This window comes from Tranquillimonas alkanivorans (assembly GCF_900115595.1).
Taxonomy (GTDB): domain Bacteria; phylum Pseudomonadota; class Alphaproteobacteria; order Rhodobacterales; family Rhodobacteraceae; genus Tranquillimonas; species Tranquillimonas alkanivorans.
Genome location: NZ_FOXA01000007.1, coordinates 24,346 through 47,760, shown reverse-complemented (window position 1 = coordinate 47,760; position 23,415 = coordinate 24,346). Strand labels below are relative to the sequence as shown.

General features: G+C 68.6%; 22 protein-coding genes. 9 read left to right on the top strand and 13 right to left on the bottom strand.

Features of this window, described 5'->3' with window-relative positions:
• Positions 1-41: 41 nt before the first annotated feature.
• The gene (gene ligA, locus BM162_RS10155; RefSeq protein WP_093421261.1) at positions 42-2,294 is read left to right on the top strand and encodes an NAD-dependent DNA ligase LigA; all 2,253 of its coding nucleotides are present in this window, start codon (positions 42-44) and stop codon (positions 2,292-2,294) included.
• Complete coding sequence (recG, locus tag BM162_RS10150; RefSeq protein WP_093421259.1) at positions 2,291-4,378, top strand: ATP-dependent DNA helicase RecG; 2,088 nt, start codon at positions 2,291-2,293, stop codon at positions 4,376-4,378. The genes ligA and recG overlap by 4 nt, the downstream gene beginning before the upstream one ends.
• Before the next feature lie 422 nt (positions 4,379-4,800).
• Here the strand turns inward: recG and BM162_RS10145 are convergent, their stop codons facing one another.
• A complete protein-coding gene (locus tag BM162_RS10145) occupies positions 4,801-5,253 on the bottom strand; it encodes an iron-sulfur cluster assembly scaffold protein (protein ID WP_093421256.1) in 453 nt (150 codons plus the stop codon).
• Positions 5,254-5,318: 65 nt separating this feature from the next.
• Here BM162_RS10145 and hisI point away from each other — a divergent pair, with 65 nt between their 5' ends.
• Entirely contained in the window at positions 5,319-5,678 is a 360-nt protein-coding gene (gene hisI / locus BM162_RS10140; protein ID WP_093421253.1) for a phosphoribosyl-AMP cyclohydrolase, read from the top strand.
• 31 nt (positions 5,679-5,709) lie between these two features.
• Here the strand turns inward: hisI and gluQRS are convergent, their stop codons facing one another.
• The 4 genes from gluQRS to gyrA form a co-directional block, all read right to left on the bottom strand.
• Positions 5,710-6,582, bottom strand: coding sequence for a tRNA glutamyl-Q(34) synthetase GluQRS (gluQRS, locus tag BM162_RS10135; protein ID WP_093421251.1), 873 nt, complete (start codon positions 6,580-6,582; stop codon positions 5,710-5,712).
• 233 nt (positions 6,583-6,815) lie between these two features.
• On the bottom strand, positions 6,816-8,186 hold the full coding sequence (gene trmFO / locus BM162_RS10130) for a methylenetetrahydrofolate--tRNA-(uracil(54)-C(5))-methyltransferase (FADH(2)-oxidizing) TrmFO (protein ID WP_093421244.1): 1,371 nt from the start codon (positions 8,184-8,186) through the stop codon (positions 6,816-6,818).
• A 39-nt stretch (positions 8,187-8,225) separates the two neighbouring features.
• Entirely contained in the window at positions 8,226-9,053 is an 828-nt protein-coding gene (locus tag BM162_RS10125; protein WP_093421242.1) for a LysR family transcriptional regulator, read from the bottom strand.
• Positions 9,054-9,137: 84 nt separating this feature from the next.
• Positions 9,138-11,876, bottom strand: a complete 2,739-nt coding sequence (gene gyrA, locus BM162_RS10120) for a DNA gyrase subunit A (protein ID WP_093421239.1) — start codon at positions 11,874-11,876, stop codon at positions 9,138-9,140.
• Between the two features lie 191 nt (positions 11,877-12,067).
• On the opposite strand from gyrA, the gene BM162_RS10115 reads away from it, so the two are divergent.
• Positions 12,068-12,337: an usg protein gene (locus BM162_RS10115; RefSeq protein WP_093421632.1), complete on the top strand. Its 270-nt coding sequence runs from the start codon at positions 12,068-12,070 to the stop codon at positions 12,335-12,337.
• Positions 12,338-12,551: 214 nt separating this feature from the next.
• On the opposite strand, the gene BM162_RS10110 is transcribed toward BM162_RS10115, so the two are convergent.
• From BM162_RS10110 to speD, 4 genes are all read right to left on the bottom strand, one after another.
• A complete protein-coding gene (locus BM162_RS10110) occupies positions 12,552-13,994 on the bottom strand; it encodes a phospholipase D-like domain-containing protein (protein ID WP_093421237.1) in 1,443 nt (480 codons plus the stop codon).
• A gap of 73 nt (positions 13,995-14,067) precedes the next feature.
• Positions 14,068-14,922 (bottom strand): polyamine aminopropyltransferase, encoded by an 855-nt coding sequence (gene speE, locus BM162_RS10105; protein ID WP_093421234.1) that lies wholly within the window; start codon positions 14,920-14,922, stop codon positions 14,068-14,070.
• Entirely contained in the window at positions 14,919-15,428 is a 510-nt protein-coding gene (locus BM162_RS10100; protein WP_093421232.1) for a 2'-5' RNA ligase family protein, read from the bottom strand. Before BM162_RS10100 ends, speE begins: the two co-directional genes overlap by 4 nt.
• A 54-nt stretch (positions 15,429-15,482) precedes the next feature.
• Positions 15,483-15,986 (bottom strand): adenosylmethionine decarboxylase, encoded by a 504-nt coding sequence (speD, locus tag BM162_RS10095; RefSeq protein ID WP_093421629.1) that lies wholly within the window; start codon positions 15,984-15,986, stop codon positions 15,483-15,485.
• Between the two features lie 350 nt (positions 15,987-16,336).
• On the opposite strand from speD, the gene rplM reads away from it, so the two are divergent.
• Both rplM and rpsI read left to right on the top strand, forming a co-directional pair.
• Entirely contained in the window at positions 16,337-16,798 is a 462-nt protein-coding gene (gene rplM / locus BM162_RS10090) for a 50S ribosomal protein L13 (protein WP_093421229.1), read from the top strand.
• Between the two features lie 2 nt (positions 16,799-16,800).
• Positions 16,801-17,304 carry a 30S ribosomal protein S9 gene (rpsI, locus tag BM162_RS10085; protein WP_093421226.1) on the top strand — a complete coding sequence of 168 codons (504 nt, stop codon included), beginning with the start codon at positions 16,801-16,803 and terminating at the stop codon, positions 17,302-17,304.
• Positions 17,305-17,406: 102 nt separating this feature from the next.
• Here the strand turns inward: rpsI and BM162_RS10080 are convergent, their stop codons facing one another.
• Together BM162_RS10080 and BM162_RS10075 are read right to left on the bottom strand one after the other, a co-directional pair.
• The gene (locus BM162_RS10080) at positions 17,407-17,874 is read right to left on the bottom strand and encodes a hypothetical protein (RefSeq protein WP_093421224.1); all 468 of its coding nucleotides are present in this window, start codon (positions 17,872-17,874) and stop codon (positions 17,407-17,409) included.
• Positions 17,875-17,881: 7 nt separating this feature from the next.
• The gene (locus BM162_RS10075; protein WP_093421221.1) at positions 17,882-18,427 is read right to left on the bottom strand and encodes a hypothetical protein; all 546 of its coding nucleotides are present in this window, start codon (positions 18,425-18,427) and stop codon (positions 17,882-17,884) included.
• A gap of 169 nt (positions 18,428-18,596) precedes the next feature.
• Here BM162_RS10075 and BM162_RS10070 point away from each other — a divergent pair, with 169 nt between their 5' ends.
• The 3 genes from BM162_RS10070 to BM162_RS10060 are packed head-to-tail and all read left to right on the top strand — an operon-like array spanning position 18,597 to position 21,360.
• Positions 18,597-19,487, top strand: coding sequence for an ABC transporter permease (locus tag BM162_RS10070; RefSeq protein WP_093421627.1), 891 nt, complete (start codon positions 18,597-18,599; stop codon positions 19,485-19,487).
• Positions 19,484-20,290, top strand: a complete 807-nt coding sequence (locus BM162_RS10065; RefSeq protein ID WP_093421219.1) for an ABC transporter permease — start codon at positions 19,484-19,486, stop codon at positions 20,288-20,290. Before BM162_RS10070 ends, BM162_RS10065 begins: the two co-directional genes overlap by 4 nt.
• Complete coding sequence (locus BM162_RS10060) at positions 20,287-21,360, top strand: ABC transporter ATP-binding protein (protein WP_093421216.1); 1,074 nt, start codon at positions 20,287-20,289, stop codon at positions 21,358-21,360. Before BM162_RS10065 ends, BM162_RS10060 begins: the two co-directional genes overlap by 4 nt.
• A gap of 119 nt (positions 21,361-21,479) precedes the next feature.
• Here BM162_RS10060 and BM162_RS10055 read toward each other — a convergent pair whose 3' ends face one another.
• Together BM162_RS10055 and mazG are read right to left on the bottom strand one after the other, a co-directional pair.
• Positions 21,480-22,487, bottom strand: coding sequence for a Fe(3+) ABC transporter substrate-binding protein (locus BM162_RS10055; RefSeq protein ID WP_093421214.1), 1,008 nt, complete (start codon positions 22,485-22,487; stop codon positions 21,480-21,482).
• A gap of 73 nt (positions 22,488-22,560) precedes the next feature.
• Positions 22,561-23,388 (bottom strand): nucleoside triphosphate pyrophosphohydrolase, encoded by an 828-nt coding sequence (mazG, locus tag BM162_RS10050; RefSeq protein ID WP_093421211.1) that lies wholly within the window; start codon positions 23,386-23,388, stop codon positions 22,561-22,563.
• Positions 23,389-23,415 lie beyond the last annotated feature (27 nt).

Here is a 23,415-nt window from a genome sequence, read left to right as displayed (position 1 = left end):
CCGGACCTATCACATCGGCAGGAACCCGGCGGAGGAAGCGGATGGCAAAGCAAAGACCGGTGGAGGAGCTGGATCGCACCGAAGCACAGGCGGAACTCGCGCGTCTGGCCGAAGAACTCGCCGCCGCCAACGCCGCCTATCACCAGGCGGACGCGCCCGAGATCAGCGATGCCGATTACGACGCGCTCAAGCGCCGCAACGCCGAGATCGAGGCGCGCTTCCCCGACCTCAAGCGCGCCGACAGCCCGACGGAACAGGTCGGCGCCGCCCCGTCCGAAGGCTTCGCCAAGGTCATGCACGAGACCCGGATGCTTTCCCTCGGCAACGCGTTCGAGGACGAGGAGATCGCGGATTTCGACCGCAGCGTGCGCAAGTACCTCGGCCTCGCCGCCGACGCGGCGCTCGCCTATACCGCCGAGCCCAAGATCGACGGCCTGTCGCTTTCGCTGCGCTACGAGGGCGGGAAGCTGGTGCAGGCGGCGACGCGGGGCGACGGCAGCGTGGGCGAGAACGTCACCGCCAACGCGCGCACCATCGACGACATCCCCGCCCAGCTTGACGGCGCGCCCGAAGTGCTGGAGGTGCGGGGCGAGGTCTATATGTCCCACGCCGACTTCGCCGCGCTCAACGCCCGTCAGGAGGCGCGCGGCGGCAAGACCTTCGCCAACCCGCGCAACGCCGCCGCCGGCTCGCTGCGCCAGCTCGACCCGGCGGTGACGAAACGCCGTCCGCTGCGCTTTTTCGCCTATGGCTGGGGCGCCCTGTCGGACCCTCTTGCCGGCACGCAGATGGCCTCGATCGAGCGGCTGCGGGACCTGGGCTTCCAGATCAATCCGCTGACCCGCATCTGCGACGGCCCCGACGAGATGCTGGCGCATTACCGCAAGATCGAGGCGCAGCGCGCGACGCTGGCGTATGACATCGACGGCGTCGTCTACAAGGTCGACGACCTCGAGCTTCAGGGCCGCCTCGGCTTCCGGTCGACCACCCCCCGCTGGGCCATCGCGCACAAGTTCCCGGCCGAGCTCGCCTGGACGCGGCTCGAGCGGATCGAGATACAGGTCGGCCGCACCGGCGCGCTTAGCCCGGTGGCGCGGCTGACCCCGGTGACCGTCGGCGGGGTCGTCGTGTCGAACGCGACGCTCCACAACGAGGATTACATCGCCGGCCGCGACGCCCGGGGCGAGGAGATCCGCGGCGGCAAGGACATCCGGGAAGGCGACTGGGTGCAGGTCTATCGCGCGGGCGACGTGATCCCCAAGGTCGCGGACGTGGACCTGTCGAAGCGGCCCGTCGATGCGCAGCCTTATCCCTTCCCGCAGCTCTGCCCCGAATGCGGCTCCGAGGCGATCCGCGAGGAGGGCGACGCCGTCCGCCGCTGCACCGGCGGCCTGATCTGCCCGGCGCAGGCGGTCGAGAAGCTCAGGCATTTCGTCAGCCGCGCGGCCTTCGATATCGAGGGGCTGGGCGCCAAGCAGGTCGAGCAGTTCTACCGCGACGGCTGGATCAAGGAGCCCGCCGACATCTTCCTGCTGCAAGAGCGCTATGGCTCGGGCATGCAGCAGCTCAAGAACCGCGAGGGCTGGGGCGACAAGAGCGCGGCCAAGCTGTTCCAGGCCATCGACGAGGCGCGCACCGTCGACCTGAACCGCCTGATCTTCGCGCTCGGCATCCGGCACGTGGGCGAGGTCGCGTCGGCCGATCTCGCCCGCCATTTCGGCACGTGGGAGGCGCTGACCGCGGCCATCGACGCCGCGCGGCCGGCCGAGCGACGGTACCAGGAGGCCGAGGCCGCCGTCATCGCGGAACGCAAGGCCGCGGGGGCCGAGGGACGCCGGGCCGAGATCAGCGCCGTGCGCACCGCCGCCTGGGACCGCGCGCCCGAGGTGCCGGCCGAGGCGACGGCCGCGTGGGACGACCTGATCGGCATCGACGGCATCGGCGCCACCGTGGCCATCTCGCTGGTGACGACCTTCCACCAAGAGGCCGAGCGCGCCTCGATCGACCGGCTGGTGCAGCAACTGACAATTCGCGAGGCCGAGCAGCGCGGCGCCGTCGACAGCCCCGTGGCGGGCAAGACGGTCGTGTTCACCGGCACGCTCGAGAAGATGACCCGCGCCGAGGCCAAGGCGCGGGCCGAGGCGCTGGGGGCCAAGGTCGCGGGCAGCGTGTCGGCCAAGACCGACCTGCTGATCGCGGGCCCGGGCGCGGGGTCGAAGGCGAAGAAGGCGGCCGAGCTGGGGGTCGAGACCATCGACGAGGACGGCTGGCTCGCGCTCATCGGCGCCGCATGAGTCGGCCCGAGATCCTGTTCCCGCTGTTCGGCGACCTGACGACGCTGGCCGGGGTGGGCAAGAAGACGGCGCAGACCTTCGCGCAGATGGGGATCGAGACGCCGCGCGACCTGATCTTCACCCTGCCGCATTCCGGCATCGACCGCTCGCGCCGCGCCAGCGTGCGCGAGGTCGAACCGCCCGCGACCGTCACGGTCGAGGTCCTGGTGGGCCGCCACATGCCGCCGCGCGTGAAGGGGCGCCCCTACCGGGTCGAGGTGCAGGACGCCGGCACGACGTTGCAGCTGGTGTTCTTCCATGCGCGCGAGGATTGGTTGCGCAAGCAGCTGCCCTCGGGTCAGCGGCGGGTGGTGTCGGGCAAGGTCGAGCTGTTCGACGGCATCGCCCAGATCGTCCACCCCGACCATATCCTGCCGCCCGAGGAGGCCGAGGCGATTCCGCCCTACGAACCGGTCTATCCCCTGACCGCGGGGCTGACGCAGCGGACGATGGCGAAGGCCGCAGCCTCGGCGCTGGACCGGCTGCCGGACCTGCCGGAGTGGATCGACCCGGCGCTGCGCGCGCGCGAACAGTGGCCGTCCTGGCGCGCGGCGGTGCGGGCGGCGCACGAACCGCTCGGGCCCGAAGAGCTGGCGGCGACGGCCGCGGCGCGGCAGAGGTTGGCGTATGACGAGCTGATGGCGCATCAGCTCACACTCGCGCTCGCCCGGCAGGCGCGGGGCAAGGTGAAGGGCCGCGCTTCACGCGGCACCGGAATATTGCAGCGCAAGGTCCTGGAATCGCTTCCTTATCGCCCCACGAACGCGCAGGTCCGCGCGATCGACGAGATCGCGGCCGACATGGCGGGGATGGAACGGATGAACCGCCTGCTTCAGGGCGACGTGGGCGCGGGCAAGACGCTGGTGGCCTTCATGGCGCTGCTCATCGCCGTCGAGGCGGGCGGACAGGGCGTCATGATGGCCCCGACCGAGATCCTCGCCCGCCAGCACATGGAGGGGCTGCGCCCGCTGGCCGAGGAGGCGGGCGTGGTGCTGGAGCTGCTGACGGGCCGCGACAAGGGCAGCGAGCGGGCGGCCAAGCTCGAGGCGCTGGCGAAGGGCGACATCCGCATCCTCGTGGGCACCCACGCGGTTTTCCAGAAGGACGTGAACTTCCACGACCTGCGGCTCGCCGTCGTGGACGAACAGCACCGTTTCGGCGTGCGTCAGCGGCTGGAGCTGGGCCGCAAGGGGGCTCAGGCGGACGTGCTGGTGATGACGGCGACGCCGATCCCCCGCAGCCTCGCGCTGGCACAGTACGGCGACATGGAGGTGTCGGTGCTGGACGAGAAGCCGCCGGGGCGCACGCCGGTCAAGACGGCGCTCGTGTCCTCGGGCCGGATGGACGAGGTGGTGGAGCACCTGCGCAAGGCCGTGTCCGAGGGGCGGCAGGCCTATTGGGTCTGCCCGCTGGTCGAGGAGAGCGAGTCGGTCGATCTGACGGCGGCGGAAGAGCGGTTCAAGGTGCTGCGCGCGGCGCTTGGCGAGGGTGTCGTCGGGCTGGTCCACGGACAGATGCCGCCGGCCGAGAAGGACGCCAACATGGCGCGCTTCGTGGCGGGCGGGACCAGCGTCCTGGTGGCGACGACGGTGATCGAGGTGGGGGTGAACGTGCCCAATGCCTCGATCATGGTGATCGAACGGGCCGAGACGTTCGGGCTGGCGCAGCTTCACCAGTTGCGCGGGCGCGTGGGGCGGGGCAGCGCGGCCTCGACCTGTCTGCTGATGTACCAGCCGCCGCTGAGCGCGACCGGACGCCGCAGGCTCGAGATCCTGCGCGAGACCGAGGACGGCTTCCGCATCGCCGAGGAGGACCTGGCCATGCGCGGGGCGGGCGATGTGATCGGCGTGGCGCAGTCCGGCCTGCCGCGCTTCCGCATCGCCGACCTGGAGCGGCAGTCGGCGCTGATGGCCCTGGCGCAGTCGGACGCACGCAAGCTTCTGGCCGACGACCCGGCGCTCGAGGGCGAGCGGGGGCAGGCAGCGCGGGTGCTTCTGTGGCTGATGGAACAGGACAAGGCGATCCGCCTGATCTCGGTCGGATAGGCGCGTGTTCCGCCGTGTTCGCGGATGTTCTCAAAAAGTTCTTTACCCAAGGGGCGGAGTGTGAGAACAAAGTGGCAACTCGACTCACCAGCCACGGAGCACGACGATGATTTACCAGGTCAAAGCCGCCCTTCGGTCGGACACGCTTGCCCAGGATTTCGTCGGCGCTGCGGCGCTGGTGGTGATGTTGCTGGCGGGGCTCTACCTGCCGGGCCTCGTCTGAGTTTCTGCCTGCGGTCTGTCCGACCGGCGCGTATCCCGTCCCCAACGTGGTGCGCGACCCTGTTCCACGCCCGCGGCCCTGCCTGACCGCCGCGGGCCCCCGGTCGGCCCAACACAGACACGCCACTTCCGCCGCCATCCCCCGGGATGCGCGGCGGTTTTTTGTCAAGAACATGCGATTAGGCCCCTCGGGCCGGCGGTCAGGCGCAGGCGGCCTTCTTCTCGGCCTCTTCCATCGCCTCGGCCGTTGCCTCGATCGCCAGCAGGATCGAGGCGTGGCGGTTCTTGTAGTCGCGCGCGGGTTCGAGCACCGAAAGCGCGTCGAACGGGGCCGCGGGCGCCGGACCGCCGGACTTGAGCATCGCGCGCAGCTCGTCACGTGCGCGTTCGACCTCGGCCCGGGTGCGGCCGAGCACGTTGGCGCCGACGACCGAGGCGGCGGCCTGCCCCAGCGCGCAAGCCTTCACGTCCTGCCCGAAGCGGGCCACGCGCCCGTCCTCGACATCCACGTCGACGGTGACGGTCGAGCCGCAGAGCGGCGAGCGCTTGCGCACGCTCGCCTGCGGCGCGTCCAGCCGGTCGGTGTGCGGGATCTCGGCCGCGAGTTGCAGGATGCGGCCCGAGTAGAGCTTGATGAGGTCGCTGTCGGCCATGGCTTTGCGCTTTCGTGATGCTTCCCCTAGATAGGCGCCGAGGCCCGGCTTGCAAAGGAATTCTCATGCCCTTCGACCCCCAGACGCTGAGCTACAACGACGCGGGCCTGATCCCCTGCATCGCGCAGGAGGACGCCACCGGCGAGGTGTTGATGATGGCCTGGATGAACGCCGAAGCCGTGGCCCGAACGCTCGAGACCGGGCGCGTCACCTACTGGTCGCGCTCGCGGGCGTCGTTCTGGGTCAAGGGCGAGACGAGCGGCCACGTCCAGGAACTGGTCGAGCTGCGGGTCGACTGCGACTCGGACTGCCTGCTGGCGCTGGTGCGCCAGACCGGTCCCGCCTGCCATACCGGGCGGCGGTCGTGCTTCTATACCGCCGTGCGCGACGGAGAACCGGTGGAAATCGCCGCGCCGGTCGCCTGAGGCGAGCGAATTTTCGACGAAAATTCGGGCGCTAGAGGCCGACCATCGCGCGGATGTCGGCGGGCGTCGCGCCCTCTGCCCGGTAGGTGGCGATGGCGCGGGCATCGTCGCGCTTGGCCAGCCGCTTGCCGTCGGCGTCCCGGATCAGGCGGTGGTGGTGATAAACCGGCGTCGGCAGGCCCAGAAGGTGCTGGAGCAGCACGTGAATGCGCGTCGCCTCGGCCAAGTCCTGTCCGCGCACGACATGCGTGACGCCCTGCGCCGCGTCGTCGAGCACGACCGACAGGTGGTACGACGTACCCATGCCCTTGCGCGCGAGCACGATGTCGCCGACCGTCTCGACCAGTTCGGGGCCCGTCACGGCCGCGTGGCTCTCTTGCCCCTCGCCGGTTTCGCGCCAGTCGAAGCGGGCGGCCCTTACGGGTCCGCCGGTACAGGCGGCGATGGCGGCGGCGACGTCGAGCCGCAGCGCCGCACCCTCGGGCCGCGCCCGCGGCGCGCCGGGGGCGGGACGGCAGGTGCCGGGATAGACGATGCCGTCCGGGCCGGTGGGCACCGCCCCTTCCTGCGGGGCCGAGAGCGCGTCGAGGATATCGCGCCGGCGGCAGGTGCAGGCATAGAGCAGCCCCCGCGCCCAGAGCGCATCGAGCGTGCGGGCATAGACCGGAAGCCTGTCGGACTGGCGCATCACCGGCTCGGGCCAGTGGAGGCCGAGCCAGTGCAGGTCGTCGTAAATCTGCGCCTCCCATTGGGGCCGGGCGCGGCTTCGGTCGATATCCTCGATCCTGAGCAGGAACGTCCCCCCGGCCGCGCGCGCCATGTCGTGGGCGCGCAGGGCCGAATACGCGTGGCCGAGATGCAGCGGTCCGGTGGGCGAGGGGGCGAAGCGGGTGGTGAAGGTCACGGGTGCGATACGGCGGCGGCTGGGTGTGGCCCGACCCTAGTGTCCGGCGGCGCGGGGGAGAAGGGGGCCTGAGCCGATTGATACGTGCAGCGGCCCCCTGCGCGGCGGTGATGTTTCCAGCGGGGCGCAGCCCGGGCCGTTCGTTCTGATAATATTCGAGGGGGGCGGGGGCGCTGCCCCCTCTGCGCCTGCGGCGCATTCACCCCCGGGATATTTGAGGACCGAAGATGGAGTCAGGCCGGGACGGGTGTCGTGGTGGCGAGCCAGAATTGCCAATCGTGCTTGGCGCGGTCGGTGTAGGCCTTGTAGCGGTCCTTGCGGCCGCGGCGGCCGCCCTTGGCGTCGATGGGCGGGAAGAGGCCGAAATTGACGTTCATCGGCTGGAAGGTCTTGGCCTCCGCTCCGCCGGTGATGTGGGTGACGAGCGCGCCGGTGGCGGTGGTCTCGGGCACCCCCGGCAGGGTCCGGCCGGTGATTTCGGCGGCGGCGAGGCGGCCGGCGAGCAGGCCCATGGCGGCGGATTCGACGTAGCCCTCGACGCCGGTGATCTGACCGGCGAAGCGGACGTTCGGGCGCGAGCGCAGGCGCATCTGGCCATCCAGCAGGCGCGGCGAGTTCAGGAAGGTGTTGCGGTGGATGCCGCCGAGGCGGGCGAAGCGGGCGTCCTCGAGGCCGGGGATCGTCCGGAAGACCTCGGCCTGGGCGCCGTAGCGCATCTTGGTCTGGAAGCCGACGATATTGTAGAGCGTGCCGAGCTTGTTGTCGCGGCGCAGCTGGACGACGGCATGCGGCTTTTCGTGCGGGTTGTGCGCGTTGGTCAGGCCGCGGGGCTTCATGGGGCCGTGGCGCAGGGTCTCGCGCCCGCGCTCGGCCATGACCTCGATGGGCAGGCAGCCGTCGAAGTAGGGGGCGGGGTCGGGGGAAGAGGACTCCTCGTCCTCGTGGAACTCGGTCTTGTCGGCGGCAAGGAGCGCGTCGATGAAGGCCTCGTACTGCGCCTTCGTCATGGGGCAGTTGATGTAGGCTTTCTGCTCTTCCTCGGTCTCGCCCTTGTCGTAGCGGGACTGCTCCCACGCCACGGACATGTCGATGCTTTCGGCATAGACGATGGGCGCGATGGCGTCGAAGAAGGCGAGCGCCTCGGCCCCGGTCTCGGCGGCGATGGCCTGGCCGAGGGCGGTGGAGGTCAAGGGACCGGTGGCAAAGATCCAGTGGCCGTCGCGCGGGAGCTCGGAGATCTCGCCGGGCTGGACCGAGACCAGCGGGTGGGCGCGCAGGCGCTCGGTCACGGCCTGGCTGAAGCCGTCGCGATCGACGGCGAGCGCGCCGCCGGCGGGCAGGGCGTGGCGGTCGGCCATCTCCATGATCAGGCCGCCGGCCTGGCGCATTTCCCAGTGCAGAAGGCCCACGGCGTTCTGCTCGTCGTCGTCCGAGCGGAACGAGTTCGAGCAGACCATCTCGGCCAGGTCGCCCGTCTTGTGGGCGAAGGTGCCGACCTGCGGACGCATTTCGTGGATCACGACGGGAATGCCGGCCTGGGCGGCCTGCCAGGCGGCCTCGGACCCGGCCATGCCGCCGCCGACGATATGAAGCGTGTCAGACATGCGGGGGATGTAGCGATGCGCGCGGGCGAAGGGAAGGGGTCAGGCGGCGGTGATGGGCCGGGGCGAGATCGAGCGGTCGATCCAGTCGATCACCTGCGCCAGCACCGGGTCGCCCCGGCGGGTTTCGTGGAAGCACTGCCACAACTGCAGATCGTGCGTGTTGTCGTCGAGCGGCACGAAGCCGCGGGCCCGCCCCATCTCGACCGGCAGCGGCCCGGCGAGGCCGGTGGCCGCGACGGTGTCGGCCACCTGCGCGAGGTTGTCGAGCCGGAAGACCGGCGGGCCGCCGAACCAGGCGCGCGCCATGCGCATCGGCGGATGCTCGTCGAATTCCTCGGGCAGGCCGACCCAGCCGCGTTCGTTGCCCTCGACGCCCGAGAACAGCGCGAAGGCGACGGTGCCGATGCTCTTGGCGACCAGCCGCCCTTTCTCGGGCAGCTGCGTGGTGATGATCAGGTCGTTGTCGCCTAGCGTGTTGACGTTGACCGAGGATTCGATGTGCAGCCGCAGGTTCGGCGCGGCAGACTGGAGCCCCGGGAGGTTGGGCAGAAGCCGCATCGTGCTGACCACCGGCGGGCAGCGCAGGCGCACCAGCACCGGGTCGCCCTGCGGGCCGCGGCGGCGGTTCATGGCGGTGCGGATCTGGCCCTCGAACGCCTCGGCGGCCTCGACCAGGCCGGCAATTTCGGGATTGGGAACCCAGCCCTCCGGCGTCTTGTGGAAGGGCGAGAGGCCCAGCGTGCCGGCCAGCCGGTCGAGGCGGCGCGACACGGTGCCGACATTGGCGCCGAGGATGCGCGCGGCGCCGGTCATCGTGCCGGCCTTGTGCACGGCCACCAGGTATCTCAGGTCGTCCCAGTTCTCCATCGCGCGCCGCCCCTCAGGTGAATGAGGCGCGGCGCTTACCGCCGGGACCGGCGGCCCGCAACGGAAGGAGTGCGTGACCTGGCGTCATTCGTCGCCTTCCGTCGCCGCGTCGGCGGCGCCGTTTTCGGCGATCCAGGCGACCGAGACGACCTCTTCCCCGGGGCCGGTGTTGAACACCCGCACGCCGCCCGCGTTGCGCGAGCGGAACGAGATGCCGTCGACCGGCACCCGGATCGACTGCCCCCGCGAGGTGGCGAGCATGATCTGGTCGTCCATGTCCACCGGGAAGGACGCGACGAGTTCGCCGCCGCGCATCCGCTTGTCCATCGCCATGACCCCTTGGCCGCCGCGGCCGCGCACGGGGTAGTCGTGCGACGACGACAGCTTCCCAGACCCGCCGGTGGTGACGGTCAGGATCAGCTCTTCGGCCGCCGACATCTCGGCATAGCGCTCCTGGGTGAAGTTCTCGTCCGCGACGGCGGAATCCTCGTCGTCGCTTTCCTCGTCGGTGAGGCCCGCCACGGCGCGGCGCATCTTGAGGTAGGCGGCGCGCTCTTCCGAGGTGGCCTCGAAATGGCGGATGACGGACATCGACACGACGCGGTCGCCCTCGGCCAGGCGGATGCCGCGCACGCCAGTGGAGTCGCGGCCCTTGAAGATGCGCACATCGGTGACGGGGAAGCGGATGGCGCGGCCCTGCGCGGTCACCAGCATCACGTCGTCGCTGTCGGCGGCGATGCGCGCGTTCACCAGGCTCACGCCCTCGGGCAGCTTCATAGCGATCTTGCCGTTGCGCATGACGTTGGTGAAGTCCGACAGCTGGTTGCGCCGGACGGACCCCTCGGACGTGGCGAAGACGATCTGGAGGTCGTCCCAGTGATCCTCGTCCCGGTCCACCGGCATGATCGCGGCGATCGAGACGCCCGTGGGGATGGGCAGGATGTTGACGATGGCCTTGCCCCGCGACGTGCGCGCGCCCTGGGGCAGGCGCCAGGTCTTCAGCTTGTAGGCCATGCCGTCGGTGGTGAAGAACAGCAGCGGCGTGTGGGTGTTGGCGACGAAGAGCGTGGTGACCACGTCCTCGTCCTTGAGCTCGCCGCCCGCCAGCCCCTTGCCGCCGCGCTTCTGGGCGCGGAAATCGGCCAGCGGCGTGCGCTTGATGTACCCGGACTGGGTGATGGTCACCACCATGTCCTCGCGCTCGATGAGGTCCTCGTCCTCCATGTCGCCGGACCAGTCGACGATCTCGGTCCGGCGGGGCACGGCGAACTGCTCGCGCACCTCGCGCAGCTCGGTCGAGATGATCTCCATGATCCGCTCGCGCGAGCGCAGGATGTCGAGATAGTCCTTGATCTTGGCGGCGAGGTCCTCGAGTTCGTCAGTGACCTCCTTCACGCCGATCTGGGTCAGGCGCTGGAGCCGAAGGTCCAGGATGGCGCGGGCCTGGAGCTCGGACAGGTTGTAGGTGCCGTCCTCGTTGACCGTATGGGTCGGGTCGTCGATCAGGCGGATGTAGTCCGCGATCTCGTGCGCGGGCCAGCGGCGCTCCATCAGCTTCTCGCGCGCCTCTGCGGCATCGGCCGAGGCACGGATGGTCGCCACCACTTCGTCGACGTTCGACACCGCAACGGCCAGGCCGCACAGGATGTGGCTGCGTTCGCGTGCCTTGCGCAGGTCATAGGCGGTGCGGCGGGCGACGACCTCTTCGCGGAACTGGATGAAGAAGCTCAGGAAGTCGCGCAGGGTCAGCTGCTCGGGCCGGCCGCCATAGAGCGCCAGCATGTTGCAGCCGAACGAAGTCTGCATCGGCGTGAAGCGGAAAAGCTGGTTGAGCACGACGTCCGGCGTCGCGTCCTTCTTCAGCTCGACCACGACGCGGACACCGACACGGTCGGATTCGTCCTGAACGGCCGAGATGCCCTCGACCTTCTTCTCGCGCGCAAGATCCGCGATGCGCTCGACCAGGTTCGCCTTGTTCACCTGATACGGCACCTCGTCGATGACGATGGCGTAGCGATCCTTGCGCGTTTCCTCGATATGGGTCTTGGCGCGGATGATCACGCTGCCGCGCCCTTCCTGGTACGCCTTGCGCGCGCCCGAGCGGCCCAGAAGGATGCCGCCGGTGGGGAAGTCGGGGCCGGGGACGTACTGCATCAGCTGCATTGAATCGAGGTCCGGGTCCTCAATCAGCGCGAGCGTGGCGTCCACGACCTCGCCCAGGTTGTGGGGCGGGATATTCGTGGCCATGCCCACGGCGATGCCGCCGGCGCCGTTGACCAGCATGTTGGGGAAGCGCGCGGGCAGGACCGTCGGTTCGCGGTCCTTGCCGTCGTAGTTGTCCTGGAAGTCGACGGTCTCTTTCTCGATATCGGCGAGAAGCGACTGCGCCGGCTTGTCCATGCGCACCTCGGTGTAACGCATGGCCGCGGGGCTGTCGCCGTCCATCGAGCCGAAGTTGCCCTGCCCGTCGAGCAGCGGCAGCGACATCGAGAAGTCCTGCGCCATCCGCACCAGCGCGTCATAGATCGCCGAGTCGCCGTGGGGGTGGTACTTACCCATCACGTCGCCGACCGGGCGCGCTGATTTGCGGTAGGCCTTGTCGTGCGTGTTGCCGGTTTCGTGCATCGCGTAAAGGATACGGCGGTGCACTGGTTTCAGGCCGTCGCGAAGGTCGGGGATCGCGCGGCTGATGATGACCGACATCGCGTAGTCGAGGAACGACGACCGCATCTCGTCCGAAATCGAGATCGACGGACCATCGTGGTGCGGCCGCTCGGGGCCGTTTTCTTCTTCGTTCTCGGGGGGTTCCGGCGTGTCGCTCAAGGGGTCCGGTGCTCCGTTCGGATGCGCTATATTTTGTTGTGCGTCTTATAGCCTACCGTGAATGTTGCGTGCAATGGTTGCCGCCGTTTTGCGCAAGCAGCCGCAGTGCGCGAGTGCTAACATACTGTTTTCGTTGAAAAGTGCGGGCGATCGGGCATCATCTTCCTGTGGAAGGAAGAAAGGTGGCGCGCATGGACATGTCCGAGACCGAGATGCTGCTGAAGGGATACGGCCTGACGACAGCGGAGTTCTTCTACCGGATGCCGGATTACCAGAGCGTCCTGAACACCTTCGTGTGGCAGGACTACGACCTGGCTCCGGACCATCCCCGGCTGTTCCGGTTCATCGAGTACTGGAAGGACGAGATCGAGGGGCCGCTGCACTCGGTCCGTTTCACCCACCGCAAGCTGGTCGCCCCGGGCGAGTGGCGCAACGTGACGGGAGAGTTCACGCTGCACTGAGCGGCGGAAACCGTGCGGAACGTACGCTTCCGGCGCAACGGTGTACGTTTTCCGCCCGGCGATACCCCCCGAGGGCAGAGCCCGGCCGCGGGCGGGGGCGAAGCGCCCGCCCATGCGGGCGGTCGGGCCCTGCCCGGGCCACGGAACCGGGCGGGGAGCAGGGGTCGGCGAAAGGTGAGCTCCGGGCGGTTAATGGGCAGCCTCCCCCGACCGTTCAGGTCCCGCGGAGCACGCTGGTCAGCATCTCGCGCACGCCGACGGGCCGGATGGGGTCGGCCATCTCGGACTCGGCCAGCGCCTCTTCGTCGGGCGACAGGGGGCGGTCGGGCAGGGTGCGCAGGTCGCGTTCGCCGCCGTGCAGGGACGAGATGGCGGCCAGAAGACGGTCGTCATGCGCCTGGAGCGCCGCCGCGACCTCCTCGGCCGGACGGGAGAGGTGTTCGCCCACCAGCCCGTCGCGGATCGCGGCGATGGTGCGGCGGCGGGCGGGCTCGTCCTCGCCGGCCTCGATCACGATGTCGCACTCGGTGTCGTAGCCCATCGAGCGGTTGTTGAGGTTCGAGGACCCGATCTTCAGGATGCGGTCGTCCGCGATCATGATCTTGGCGTGCACGTAGATCGGCGAGCCCGCCGCGTTGACGGGGTAGGACATGAAGAACCGGCCGTGCAGGTCGGCCTCTCGCAGAAGCGCCACCATGCGCGCCCGTGCGCCGTCCATGGCCTTGGCGCGCAGCCAGCCCTCGGAGATTTCGGGGTTCACGATCACCACGTCCGGCCCGTCCGGCTCGCGCAGGCGGGCGCAGATGGCGTCGGTGATCTTGCGAGAGGCCAGGTACTGGCTCTCGATATACAGGTTGCGTTGCGCGGCGCGGATGATGGCGAGCGTCGCGTTCTCGATCTCGCAGACCTGGTGCTGGTCGCGGTACTCCGGGATCGTCCGGGCGATGCCGATGTCGATGTCGCGGAAATGGACCTCGACGCCCTCGGGCCAGACCGGCTCGGCCGGGCCGGGCGGTTGAAGCCGGTCACCGGTGGCGGCCAGCCAGCGGATGCGGGCGAGATCGCCGAGTGCGCGGGCGGCGGTGCCGTCGAAGCACGTCGTGGCGTCGTGCCAGGGCTTGAGCCCGCGGCCGCTGGGCGAGCGGCGGCCGGGGCGGCGTTCGTCATGGGTGCGGGTGTCCCACCGGCCCATGGTGATGTCGATCCCGCCGCAGAATGCGATGGCGTCGTCGACGACGAGGATCTTCATGTGGTGCGCCGCGCCCGGCGGGTGCGCCCCGTCGAGCGTGATGTTTACCCGGTCGTGCAGCAACCAGTTTAGGATCAGTGCGCCCGTCTCGCCGCGGGCGAGCGACTCCATCAAGCCAATGTCCCACTTGAGGATGCGCACGTCGAGCCCTTCGCGGTGCTTGGCCAGCCAGTTGAGGAACTTGCCAATGCGGTCCGGTCCTTCGAGCGTGCGACCCTCGGGCTCGAGCTTGACGCGCGCGTCGAAGTCCCAGCCGATCAGATAGATCGAGCGCCTGGCGTTCAGCATCGCGTGCTTGGCTGCGCGGAAGAAGTCGGCGCCGTCCACGATGACACCCAGCCGGTTGGCGCGTGCGCGGGTCCAGCAGGTCTCTCCCGGCAGGATCGCAGTCTGTGTCCCGTCGCTCATCTTGCGCCCGTCCCTTCGTCCATCGACGGTTCCTGAACCTGCAGATGCTACTCAGGTTCCGGACGAACGCCTGTCAGGGCAACAGCTTTTTCACGTAGCCGGGCAGCGCGAAGGCGGCCTTGTGCACCTCGGGCGTATAGTACTTCGTCTCGATCCCCGCTTTGTGGAAGCGGGCCGAGAGGACCTCGAGCGGCTCGTCGCGGCCGGGTCCGTCGGTGCCCCAGCCGAAGGCCATCGGCCCGCCTGCATAGGTGGGGATGGTCGCCATGTAGCAGCCCCAGTCGTCGAACAGCGCCTGGAACGCGCGCATGGTGTTGGTCAGCTCTTCGCCCTGCAGGAACGGCACGCCGTTCTGGGTCACCAGAATGCCGCCGCCCGCGAGCCGCGTCTTGGCGTGGCCATAGAAGGTGTCGGTGAACAGCACCTCGCCCGGGCCCACGGGGTCGGTCGAATCGACGATGATGACGTCGAAAGTCTCATCGCTGTCCTTCATGAACTTGGCGCCGTCCTCGATCACGAGGTTCAGGCGCGGATCGTCGAAGGCGCCGGCCGAGATGTTCGGCAGGTATTTCTTGGAGAAGTCAACCACGCCCGCGTCGATCTCGACCATGGTCACGTGCTCGACGTTGTCGTGGCGCAGCGCCTCGCGCGCCATGCCGCCGTCGCCGCCGCCGATGATCAGGATGCGCTTGGCGTTGCCGTGGGCCAGGATCGGCACGTGGGTGAGCATCTCGTGATAGATGAACTCGTCGCCCTCGGTCACCTGCACGACGCCGTCGAGGGTGAGGACACGGCCGAAGGTCGGGTTCTCGATGACCCGCAGGCGCTGGTGCCCGGTCTCGCTGTCATAGAGCACCTTGTCCTCGCGCAGCGCCTGGGCGTGGTCGGCGTGGAGGCGCTCGACGCTCCATCCGGTCATGTCGGTCATGGACGATCCCCTTGAAACGGAAATTCTGCGGCGGCCTCCCACGGGCCGCCGCGGTAGTGCCAGAGCAGCAGGCCCGTGGCCACCCCGTCGAAAGGCGCGAAGGCGGCGCGCAGTTCCTGCACCGTGGCGCGGGCGGCGTCGGGGGCGACCTTGTTCTGGACGGTGACGTGCGGGTGCAGGCCCTGTCGGTCCTGCGGGCTGAGCCGGTCGTGCCAATCGTGCAGGAGGCTGCGGTGCAGCGGCTTCAGCCCCGGCACGTCGAGCCGGAAGGCCGCGCCGCGGCCCAGGCTGATCACCTCGATGACGGTGAAGGGCAGGGGCGGTGTCGCCCGCGCGAGGGCGGCGAGGCGGTCGCGGATCGCGGGAAGCTCGTCGTCGGGCAGGGCGTGGAACAGGGTCAGGTGCGCCGGGATGAAGTTCCGCTCGGGCGGGAAGTGGCGCCGGCGGGCGGCGTCGAACACGGCGAACGTCTCGGCGTCGAAGGCGAGGGTCAGGATCAGGGCCATGCGCGTCCCCCGATGCGAAAACGGCGGCGCACCCGCGCCGCCGTTCCGTGTTCGTCAGGCCGCCTCGGCCTCGTTCACCAGGCCGTCGCCGCGCAGGAGTTCCTTCACGCGGACGTCCGGGGTGTCGAACGCGCGCGAGAGGACGTCGACCGCGCGCCACGGCTCGGCGTCGCCGCACATGAACACGTCGAACGCGCCATAGCCGATCTCGGGCCAAGTGTGGACCGAGATGTGGCTTTCGGCCAGCACCGCCACGCCCGAAACGCCCTGGGGCGAGAACTTGTGGGTGTGGATGTGCAGCAGCGTCGCGCCGCATTCGTCCACGCAGTCGCGGAACGCCTGCTGGATGCGCGCCTCGTCATCGAGGCCGGTGCCGTCCACAACCTCGATAATCAGGTGCGTGCCGGCGAAGACCTTGCCGTCGCGGCGGATGAAGTGATCGTCGCGGGTGTCGTCGAGCACGTCCCGGGTTTGCGCGGCCTCGCAGCCGCGGGTGTCTTCCGCATGGGCGCCTGTCTCCAGACCGATCCCCAGTTGGAAGAGGTTGGCGCCGTCCATCATGGCACGCCCCTTTCAGCCAGCAGATTGAATCCAGAGGCCCTTAGCGCCCCCCGGAACTGCGCCCGGGTTGGGATCGGTGCCTCAACTCGTGACGGGGCATCTATGGATGCAGTCCGACTCGCGCAAGGAGAAATTCGGGCGATTGCTGAAAATCTTCTCGATCCGCTGGGGGCCGGTGCGGATCCGGGCCCTCAAGCGTGGGGTATTTTTATACCTTATTTTCAAGCCTTTGTTTTCACGATATTTATCCAGGCCCGCGGCTCTTGACGCGGTGCGGGAAATGCGTGACATACCGCGCCATCCCGATGCGCGGCTCGCAAGGCCGCCCCATTCGACAGGACCGTGAGATGAAAACGTATACCGCGACCCCGGCGGACATCGACAAGAAGTGGATCCTGATCGACGCCGAGGGCGTCGTTCTGGGCCGCCTCGCCTCGATCGTCGCCATGCGCCTGCGCGGCAAGCACAAGGCGACCTTCACCCCGCACATGGACATGGGCGACAACGTCATCGTCATCAACGCCGACAAGGTGCAGCTGACGGGTAACAAGCGGGCGAAGCCGAACTACTGGCACACCGGCTATCCGGGCGGCATCAAGTCCCGCACCACCGGCGAGATCCTCGAGGGTGCCCACCCCGAGCGCGTGGTGATGCAGGCGGTCAAGCGCATGCTGCCGGGCAACCGCCTGAGCCGCCAGCAGATGACCAACCTGCGTGTCTATGCCGGGGCCGAGCACCCGCACGACGCGCAGCAGCCCGAAGTGGTGGACGTCAAGTCCATGAACGCCAAGAACACCCGGAGCGCGTGACGATGGCCGATCAAATCAAATCGCTGGACGAGCTGAACCAGGCCGTCACCGAGAACGTGGGTGGCGTGCAGGGCACCTCGCCCGAGCTGGACAGCCCGCGCGAACCCGTCCGTGACGAGTTCGGCCGTTCCTACGCCACCGGCAAGCGGAAGGACGCGGTCGCCCGCGTCTGGATCAAGCCCGGCTCGGGCAAGGTCACCGTCAACGGCAAGGAAATCAACGCGTACTTCGCGCGTCCGGTGCTTCAGATGATCCTGAAGCAGCCGTTCCAGGTTGCCAATGTCGAGGGCCAGTTCGACGTGATGGCCACCGTCAAGGGCGGCGGCCTGTCGGGCCAGGCCGGTGCGGTCAAGCACGGCATCAGCCAAGCGCTGCAGCTGTTCGACCCCTCGCTGCGCGCGCCGCTGAAGGCCGCCGGCTTCCTGACCCGCGACAGCCGCGTCGTCGAGCGGAAGAAGTACGGCCGCGCGAAAGCCCGCCGCAGCTTCCAGTTCTCGAAGCGTTAAGGCTTGCGGCACGGCGCGGGGGAAAGCCCCTCGCGCTGCCGAGACGAAAAGAAGACCCGCCGCGCCTTGCGGCGGGTCTTTTCGCGTTTGGCATCGGGCCGGTCAGTTGCTTGCGCTGCAATTATAGCCGCACTCGCCCACCGCGCCGGTGAGCGCGTCGATGTCGCCGGCGTCGCCGCCGCCCGTCGCGGTGTTGCCCGAGGTGGCGTAGCTGGCATTCACCACCGTGTCGCCGTTCGCCTGGTCGTCGAGGATGGCCGCCGAGCCGAGGATGGCCGCCGACGTCAGCGCGGCGCTGCCGAGGCCCGAGGCCATTTCGAGGCCCACGCCGGGGGCCGACGCCGATTCACGCGCCAGCACCGCCGTTCGGCCGGGGATGGTCACGTCAAAGGTCGTCAAGGCGGTGACCACCGGCGCACCGCCGGACTTGTGCGCTGCGACCGAAACGACGTCCTGAAGGACCTGCCCGTTGGCGAGTTGATAGGCCGGAAGCACGGTCGTCTGCGTCTCGGCGCAGCCTGCGAGGGCGAGGGGGACGGCGAGTAGCCCTGATCTGAAATTGCTGAACATGCCGCCCTCAGTTGCTTGGCTTGCAGTCGGCATGGTCGCCCGGGCAAACCACCGTCACCGCATCGATATCGGCGTCGCCGGCGGAGTCGTTGTCCGAGTTGTGATAGGTCACCGACACGTCCCCGAGCGCGCCGCCCGCGCCGTCGGGATTCCCTGCCGCCACCAGGTCGGCGCGGAAAATGCGCAGCGTGGTGTCGAGGCCGGACGTGCCGCCGACGGGCTGGAAGAATGGCTCCATCTCACTCTCGCGCCAGGTCGAGAAGGCGTCGAGCCCGTCGAAGACCAATGCGCCCTCGACCCGAGTCGCGCCGTCCGATGGCGGGCCCGAGGTCACCACGCGGGCGACCTGCGGCGCCTCCGCCATCCCGAGAATCCGGGCCGTCAGGTCGCCCTCCGCCTGCACGTCGGTGGCCGTGAACTCGAAGACGACGACGGTGTCGGAGCTCGGAGCGGGGGCGTCCTGTCCGGCCTGGTCCTGCGCGGCGAGCGGCCCGGGCGCGGCGGCGAGGATCAGGGCGCAGAGTGGTGCGAGGCGGGAAGTTGTGATTGGCATTAACTGATCTCCTGGCTAATGCGCTGTCAAAGCGGGCATGCCGGGCCGGGTTCCGGTGCAGCCCGGCCGCGTGGCGGGCCGGGCGGCGCACGCGGCACGCAGCCCCTTGTGAAGCACGCGCGCATCGCGCAATTGTCGAAGGCGCAGGCGGTTGGGGGGCAACGAAGTCTTGGCTGAACGCGCACGTAACTGGGGCCGCTTCGCGCGCAGCGACGCGGCGCGGGGCTGGCTTCTGGTCAGTCCGACGGCGCTTTACGCGCTGCTTCTGCTAGCCGCGCCGCTGGCGACGGTGCTGGCGTTCAGCTTCTGGACGCAGGACTTCCTGGACATCGACCGGACGTTCACGCTGAACAATTACCGCGAGGCGCTCGCAGAGCCGCTGTACCGCGAGCTGATCCTGCGCTCGGTCCTGATCGCGGGGGCGGTGACGCTGGCGACGGTGGTGCTGGCCTATCCCATCGCCTACTTCGTGTCGTTCCACGTGCGGCCCGAGCGCAAGTCGATGTGGATCTTCCTGATCACCATCCCGTTCTGGACGAGCTACCTGATCCGGGTGTTCCTGTGGAAGGTGATCCTGGGCTTCAACGGCGTGGTGAACACGTCGCTGCAAGGGTTGGGGCTGATCGAGGAGCCGCTGTCGTTCATCCTGTACAACCCGAACGCAGTGGTCATCACGCTGGCACACGCCTTCGCGCCCTTCGCAATCCTGCCAATCTTCGTCGCGCTGGAGAAGATCGACCGCTCGCTGCTCGAAGCCTCGCGCGATCTGGGCGAGAGCCGGATCACCACCTTCTTCCGCGTGACGCTGCCTTTGTCGGTGCCCGGCGTGGCGGCGGCGGTGCTGATCGTGTTCATCCCCACGGTCGGCGACTATGTCACGCCGCGGCTGGTGGGCGGGCCGGACGGGCTGATGATTGCCAACATGATCCAGACGCAGTTCCTGCGGCTGAACAATGCGCCGATGGGGGCGACGCTTTCGGTGCTGGCGATGGTGACGGTGGGCGTGATCTCTCTGGTGTTCCTGGCGCTGCTGGCGCGCTGGCTGAGGGTGAAGCAATGAAGGGGCGCGGGCTTTACGTCTATGCGCTGGCGTACCTGATCTTCCTGTACGCACCGATCGTGCTGCTGCCGATCTTTGCGTTCAACGACTCGACCGTCATCGCCTTTCCGCTGTCGGGCTTCACCACCCAGTGGTTCGCCGAGATCCCAGAGACACCGGCGCTGATCGACAGCGTGCAGACGTCGCTGGTGATCGCGGCGACGACGGCGATCCTGTCGACGGGCCTGGGCATCTGCGCCGCGCGGGCCGGGGCGAAGTACGACTTCCCCGGCAAGCGGCCGGTGCTGGGCTTCATCATGCTGCCGCTGGTCCTGCCCGAGATCATCGTCGCCGTGTCGCTGCTGGTGGTGCTGCTGGGGCTGGGGCTGAGCCTGTCGAGCTGGACGGTGATCCTGGGTCATACGCTCATTTGTACGCCGTTTTGCATAGCAATCCTGAACTCGGCCTTCGGCAATCTCGACCCCTCGCTCGAGGAGGCCTCGTTCGACTTGGGCGAAACGCGGTTCACCACCTTCCGGCTGGTCACGCTGCCGTTGGTGATGCCCGGCATCATCTCGTCGCTTCTGATCGCGTTCACCATCTCGCTCGACGAGTTCATCATCGCCTTCTTCCTGACCGGCACCGAGCCGACGCTGCCCGTCTATCTGTGGGGGCAGCTGCGCTTTCCGCAGAAGATCCCGGTGGTCATGGCGCTCGGCACGATCCTCGTCGCGTCATCCGTTCTCATCCTGGCCGTAGCCGAATATTTCCGTTGCCGCGGCATCGCGCGGACCGGCGGCAAGGACACCGGAGGGTTCCTTTGAAGTCACCGATCATCCACCTGACCGGCGTGCACAAGTACTATGGCGACTATCACGCGCTGCGCGGCATCGACCTCGACATCGCGGAAGGAGAGTTCTTCTCACTCCTCGGGCCCTCGGGCTGCGGGAAGACGACCCTTCTGCGCACGATCGCGGGGTTCGAGGACGTGTCGGATGGCACGCTCCTGCTCGACGGGAAGGACATGGAGGGCGTCGCGCCGAACCGGCGTCCGACGAACATGGTGTTCCAGTCCTATGCCATCTTCCCCCACCTGAGCGTGGCGCAGAACGTGGGCTTCGGCCTGCGGCGGTCGTCGATGTCGAAGGAAGCGAAGGCGCGCGCCGTGGGCGAGGCGCTCGAGATGGTGGGGCTGGGCGGCTACGGCAACCGCGCGGCGCATGCGCTGTCGGGCGGTCAGCGGCAGCGCGTGGCGCTGGCGCGCGCGCTGATCCTGAAGCCGCGGGTGCTGCTGCTGGACGAGCCGCTTTCGGCGCTCGACAAGAAGCTGCGCGAGCAGATGCAGAACGAATTGCGGCGGTTGCAGCGGCAGGTGGGCATCACCTTCATCCTGGTCACCCACGACCAGGAAGAAGCGCTGATCATGTCCGACCGCATCGCCGTGATGTTCGAGGGCGAAATCGCGCAACTGGCCGATCCGCAGACCCTCTATCGCCGCCCGGCGACGCGGCGGGTGGCCGAATTCATCGGGATGATGACGTTCCTTCCGGCCACGGTGCGCGGGCAGGAGGTCGAGGTCGCGGGCCTGGGCCGAGCCGAGGTCGAGGCCGAGCAGTGCCCGGGCGGGCTGAGTGACGGCGACGCGCATGCGGGCATCCGGCCCGAGCTGCTGTCGATCCTCTTCCCGGGGGAAGAGACGACGCGGCGGGTCGCCGAGGGCGTGGTCGAGGAGCTGACGTATTACGGTGACATGACGTATTACGACGTGCGTCTGGAAGGCTGCGAGCGGCCGGTGACGATCTCGATGAAGAACATGCCGGGCCGCCCGGTGCTGGAGCGCGGCGCGCCGGCGCGGGTGGCGTGGGACGCGCGGTCACTGGTCATCTTCGGCTGAGGCCCGGACAGGAAAAGCGCCGCAAGAGCAATGTCTTGCGGCGCGATCCTCGTTCAAAAAGCCCGGAGGCTCCGCTTGCATGTCTGCCGCCCCCCCTGAGGGCACGGCAGAGCGGCGGCTTAGCCGTCGAAGTTCACTTCCTCGACAAGCCGCAGCGCGTCGGCGCGGTGCTCGGCGATGGCGGTCAGGTCGGTTTCGTCCGCCGCCAGCGCGCCCCAGCTCGACACCAGCTCAGAAGGCTCGGCCGCGGGCGAGGCGGGGTATTCGTGCACGACCTCGGCATAGATCTCCTGCGCCTCGGGCGAGGCGAGGAACTCCATCAGCGCGAGCGCCTCGTCACGGTTCGGGGCTGAGGCGGTCATCGCCATGCCCGACACGTTCACGTGCGTGCCGTGGGATTCGAAGGTCGGGAACAGGACGTTCACGCTCTCGGCCCACTGGGTCTGCTCTTCGTCGGCGAGCATCGCGCCCATGTAGTACGTGTTGCCCAGCGAGATGTCGCACTCGCCGGACCAGATGGCGCGGACCTGCGCACGGTCGTTGCCCTCGGGCGGACGGGCCAGGTTCGACTTCACGCCCTCGAGCCACTCTTTCGTGTACTCTTCGCCGTGATGCTCGATCATCGCGCCGACCAGGCCCAGCGTATAGACGTGGGTGCCCGAGCGGGTGCAGATGCGGCCTTCCCACTTCGGATCGGCGAGATCCTCGTAGGTCGTCACCTCGGACGGGTCCACGCGGTCCTTCGAGGCATAGACGATGCGCGCACGGGTGGTCAGGGCGAACCACTGGCCTTCGTCGTCGCGCAGGTTGGCGGGGATCGCCTCTTCCAGCGCCTCGGACTCGACGGACTGGGTGACGCCCGCCTCGACCGCCTGGTCGAGCCGCGAGATGTCGGTGGTCAGGATCACGTCGGCCGGCGACCGCTCGCCCTCGGCCACCAGACGCTCGGTCAGGCCCTTGTCGATGAAGGCGACGTTGGCCTCGATCCCGGTCTGCTCGGTGAAGGCGTCGAGCAGTGGCTGGATCAGCTCGGGCTGACGATAGGAATAGATGTTTACTTCCTGGGCCACGGCGGGCGCGGCGATGGCCGTCGCGGTGCCGGCCAGAAGGAGTGCGCGAAGCGTCATCGGAACCTCCGGTTGCTTGATTATTGGGCGGACTTAAAACCGACTATTTCAGTCGGGTCAATGCCCGATAAAATCACTCGGCAACTTTCTTCTCCGCCGCCTTCGCCGCGTCCCACAGCGCGTCCATTTCCTCAAGCGTCGCCTCGCACGGGTGACGCCCCTTGGCGGCCAGCGCGTCCTCGATCGCGCCGAAGCGGCGGGTGAACTTGGCGTTGGTGCGGCGCAGCGCGGCTTCGGGATCCACGTCGAGGTGGCGGGCGAGGTTGACCAGCACGAAAAGCAGATCGCCCATCTCGTCCTCCACCGCGTCCGCGTCACGCTCCCGCGCCGCCTCGGACAGCTCGCGCGCCTCCTCGGACACCTTGGACAGAACGTCCGCCACGTTCCCCCAGTCGAAGCCCACGCGGGCGGCGCGCTTTTGCAGCTTCAGCGCCCGCGTCAGCGCCGGAAGTCCCAGCGCCACGCCGTCGAGCGTGCGCGTTTCGCCCTTGGCCGCGCGCTCCTTCGCCTTCTGCACTTCCCAGTCGCGGGTCTGCTGTTCGGCCGACTTGTCGCGGCTTTCGTCGCCGAAGATGTGCGGGTGGCGGTCGATCATCTTGGTCGACACGGTGCGCGCGACGCTGTCGAAATCGAACAGGTCGCGCTCGGCCCCCATCTGCGTGAAATAGACGACCTGGAGCAGCAGGTCGCCCAGCTCGCCCTCGAGTTCGCCCCAGGCGCGGCGCTCGATGGCGTCTGCGACCTCGTGCGCCTCTTCGATGGTGTAGGGGGCGATGGTGTCGAAGTCCTGCTCGATGTCCCACGGGCACCCCGCTTCCGGATCGCGCAGGCGGCGCATGATCTCGACCAGCCGGTCCAGCCCGTCGGGCAGGTCGAAGATCGGATCGCGTGAATTGGTCATGGACGCCGTTCCCCGTTCCTGAGACGT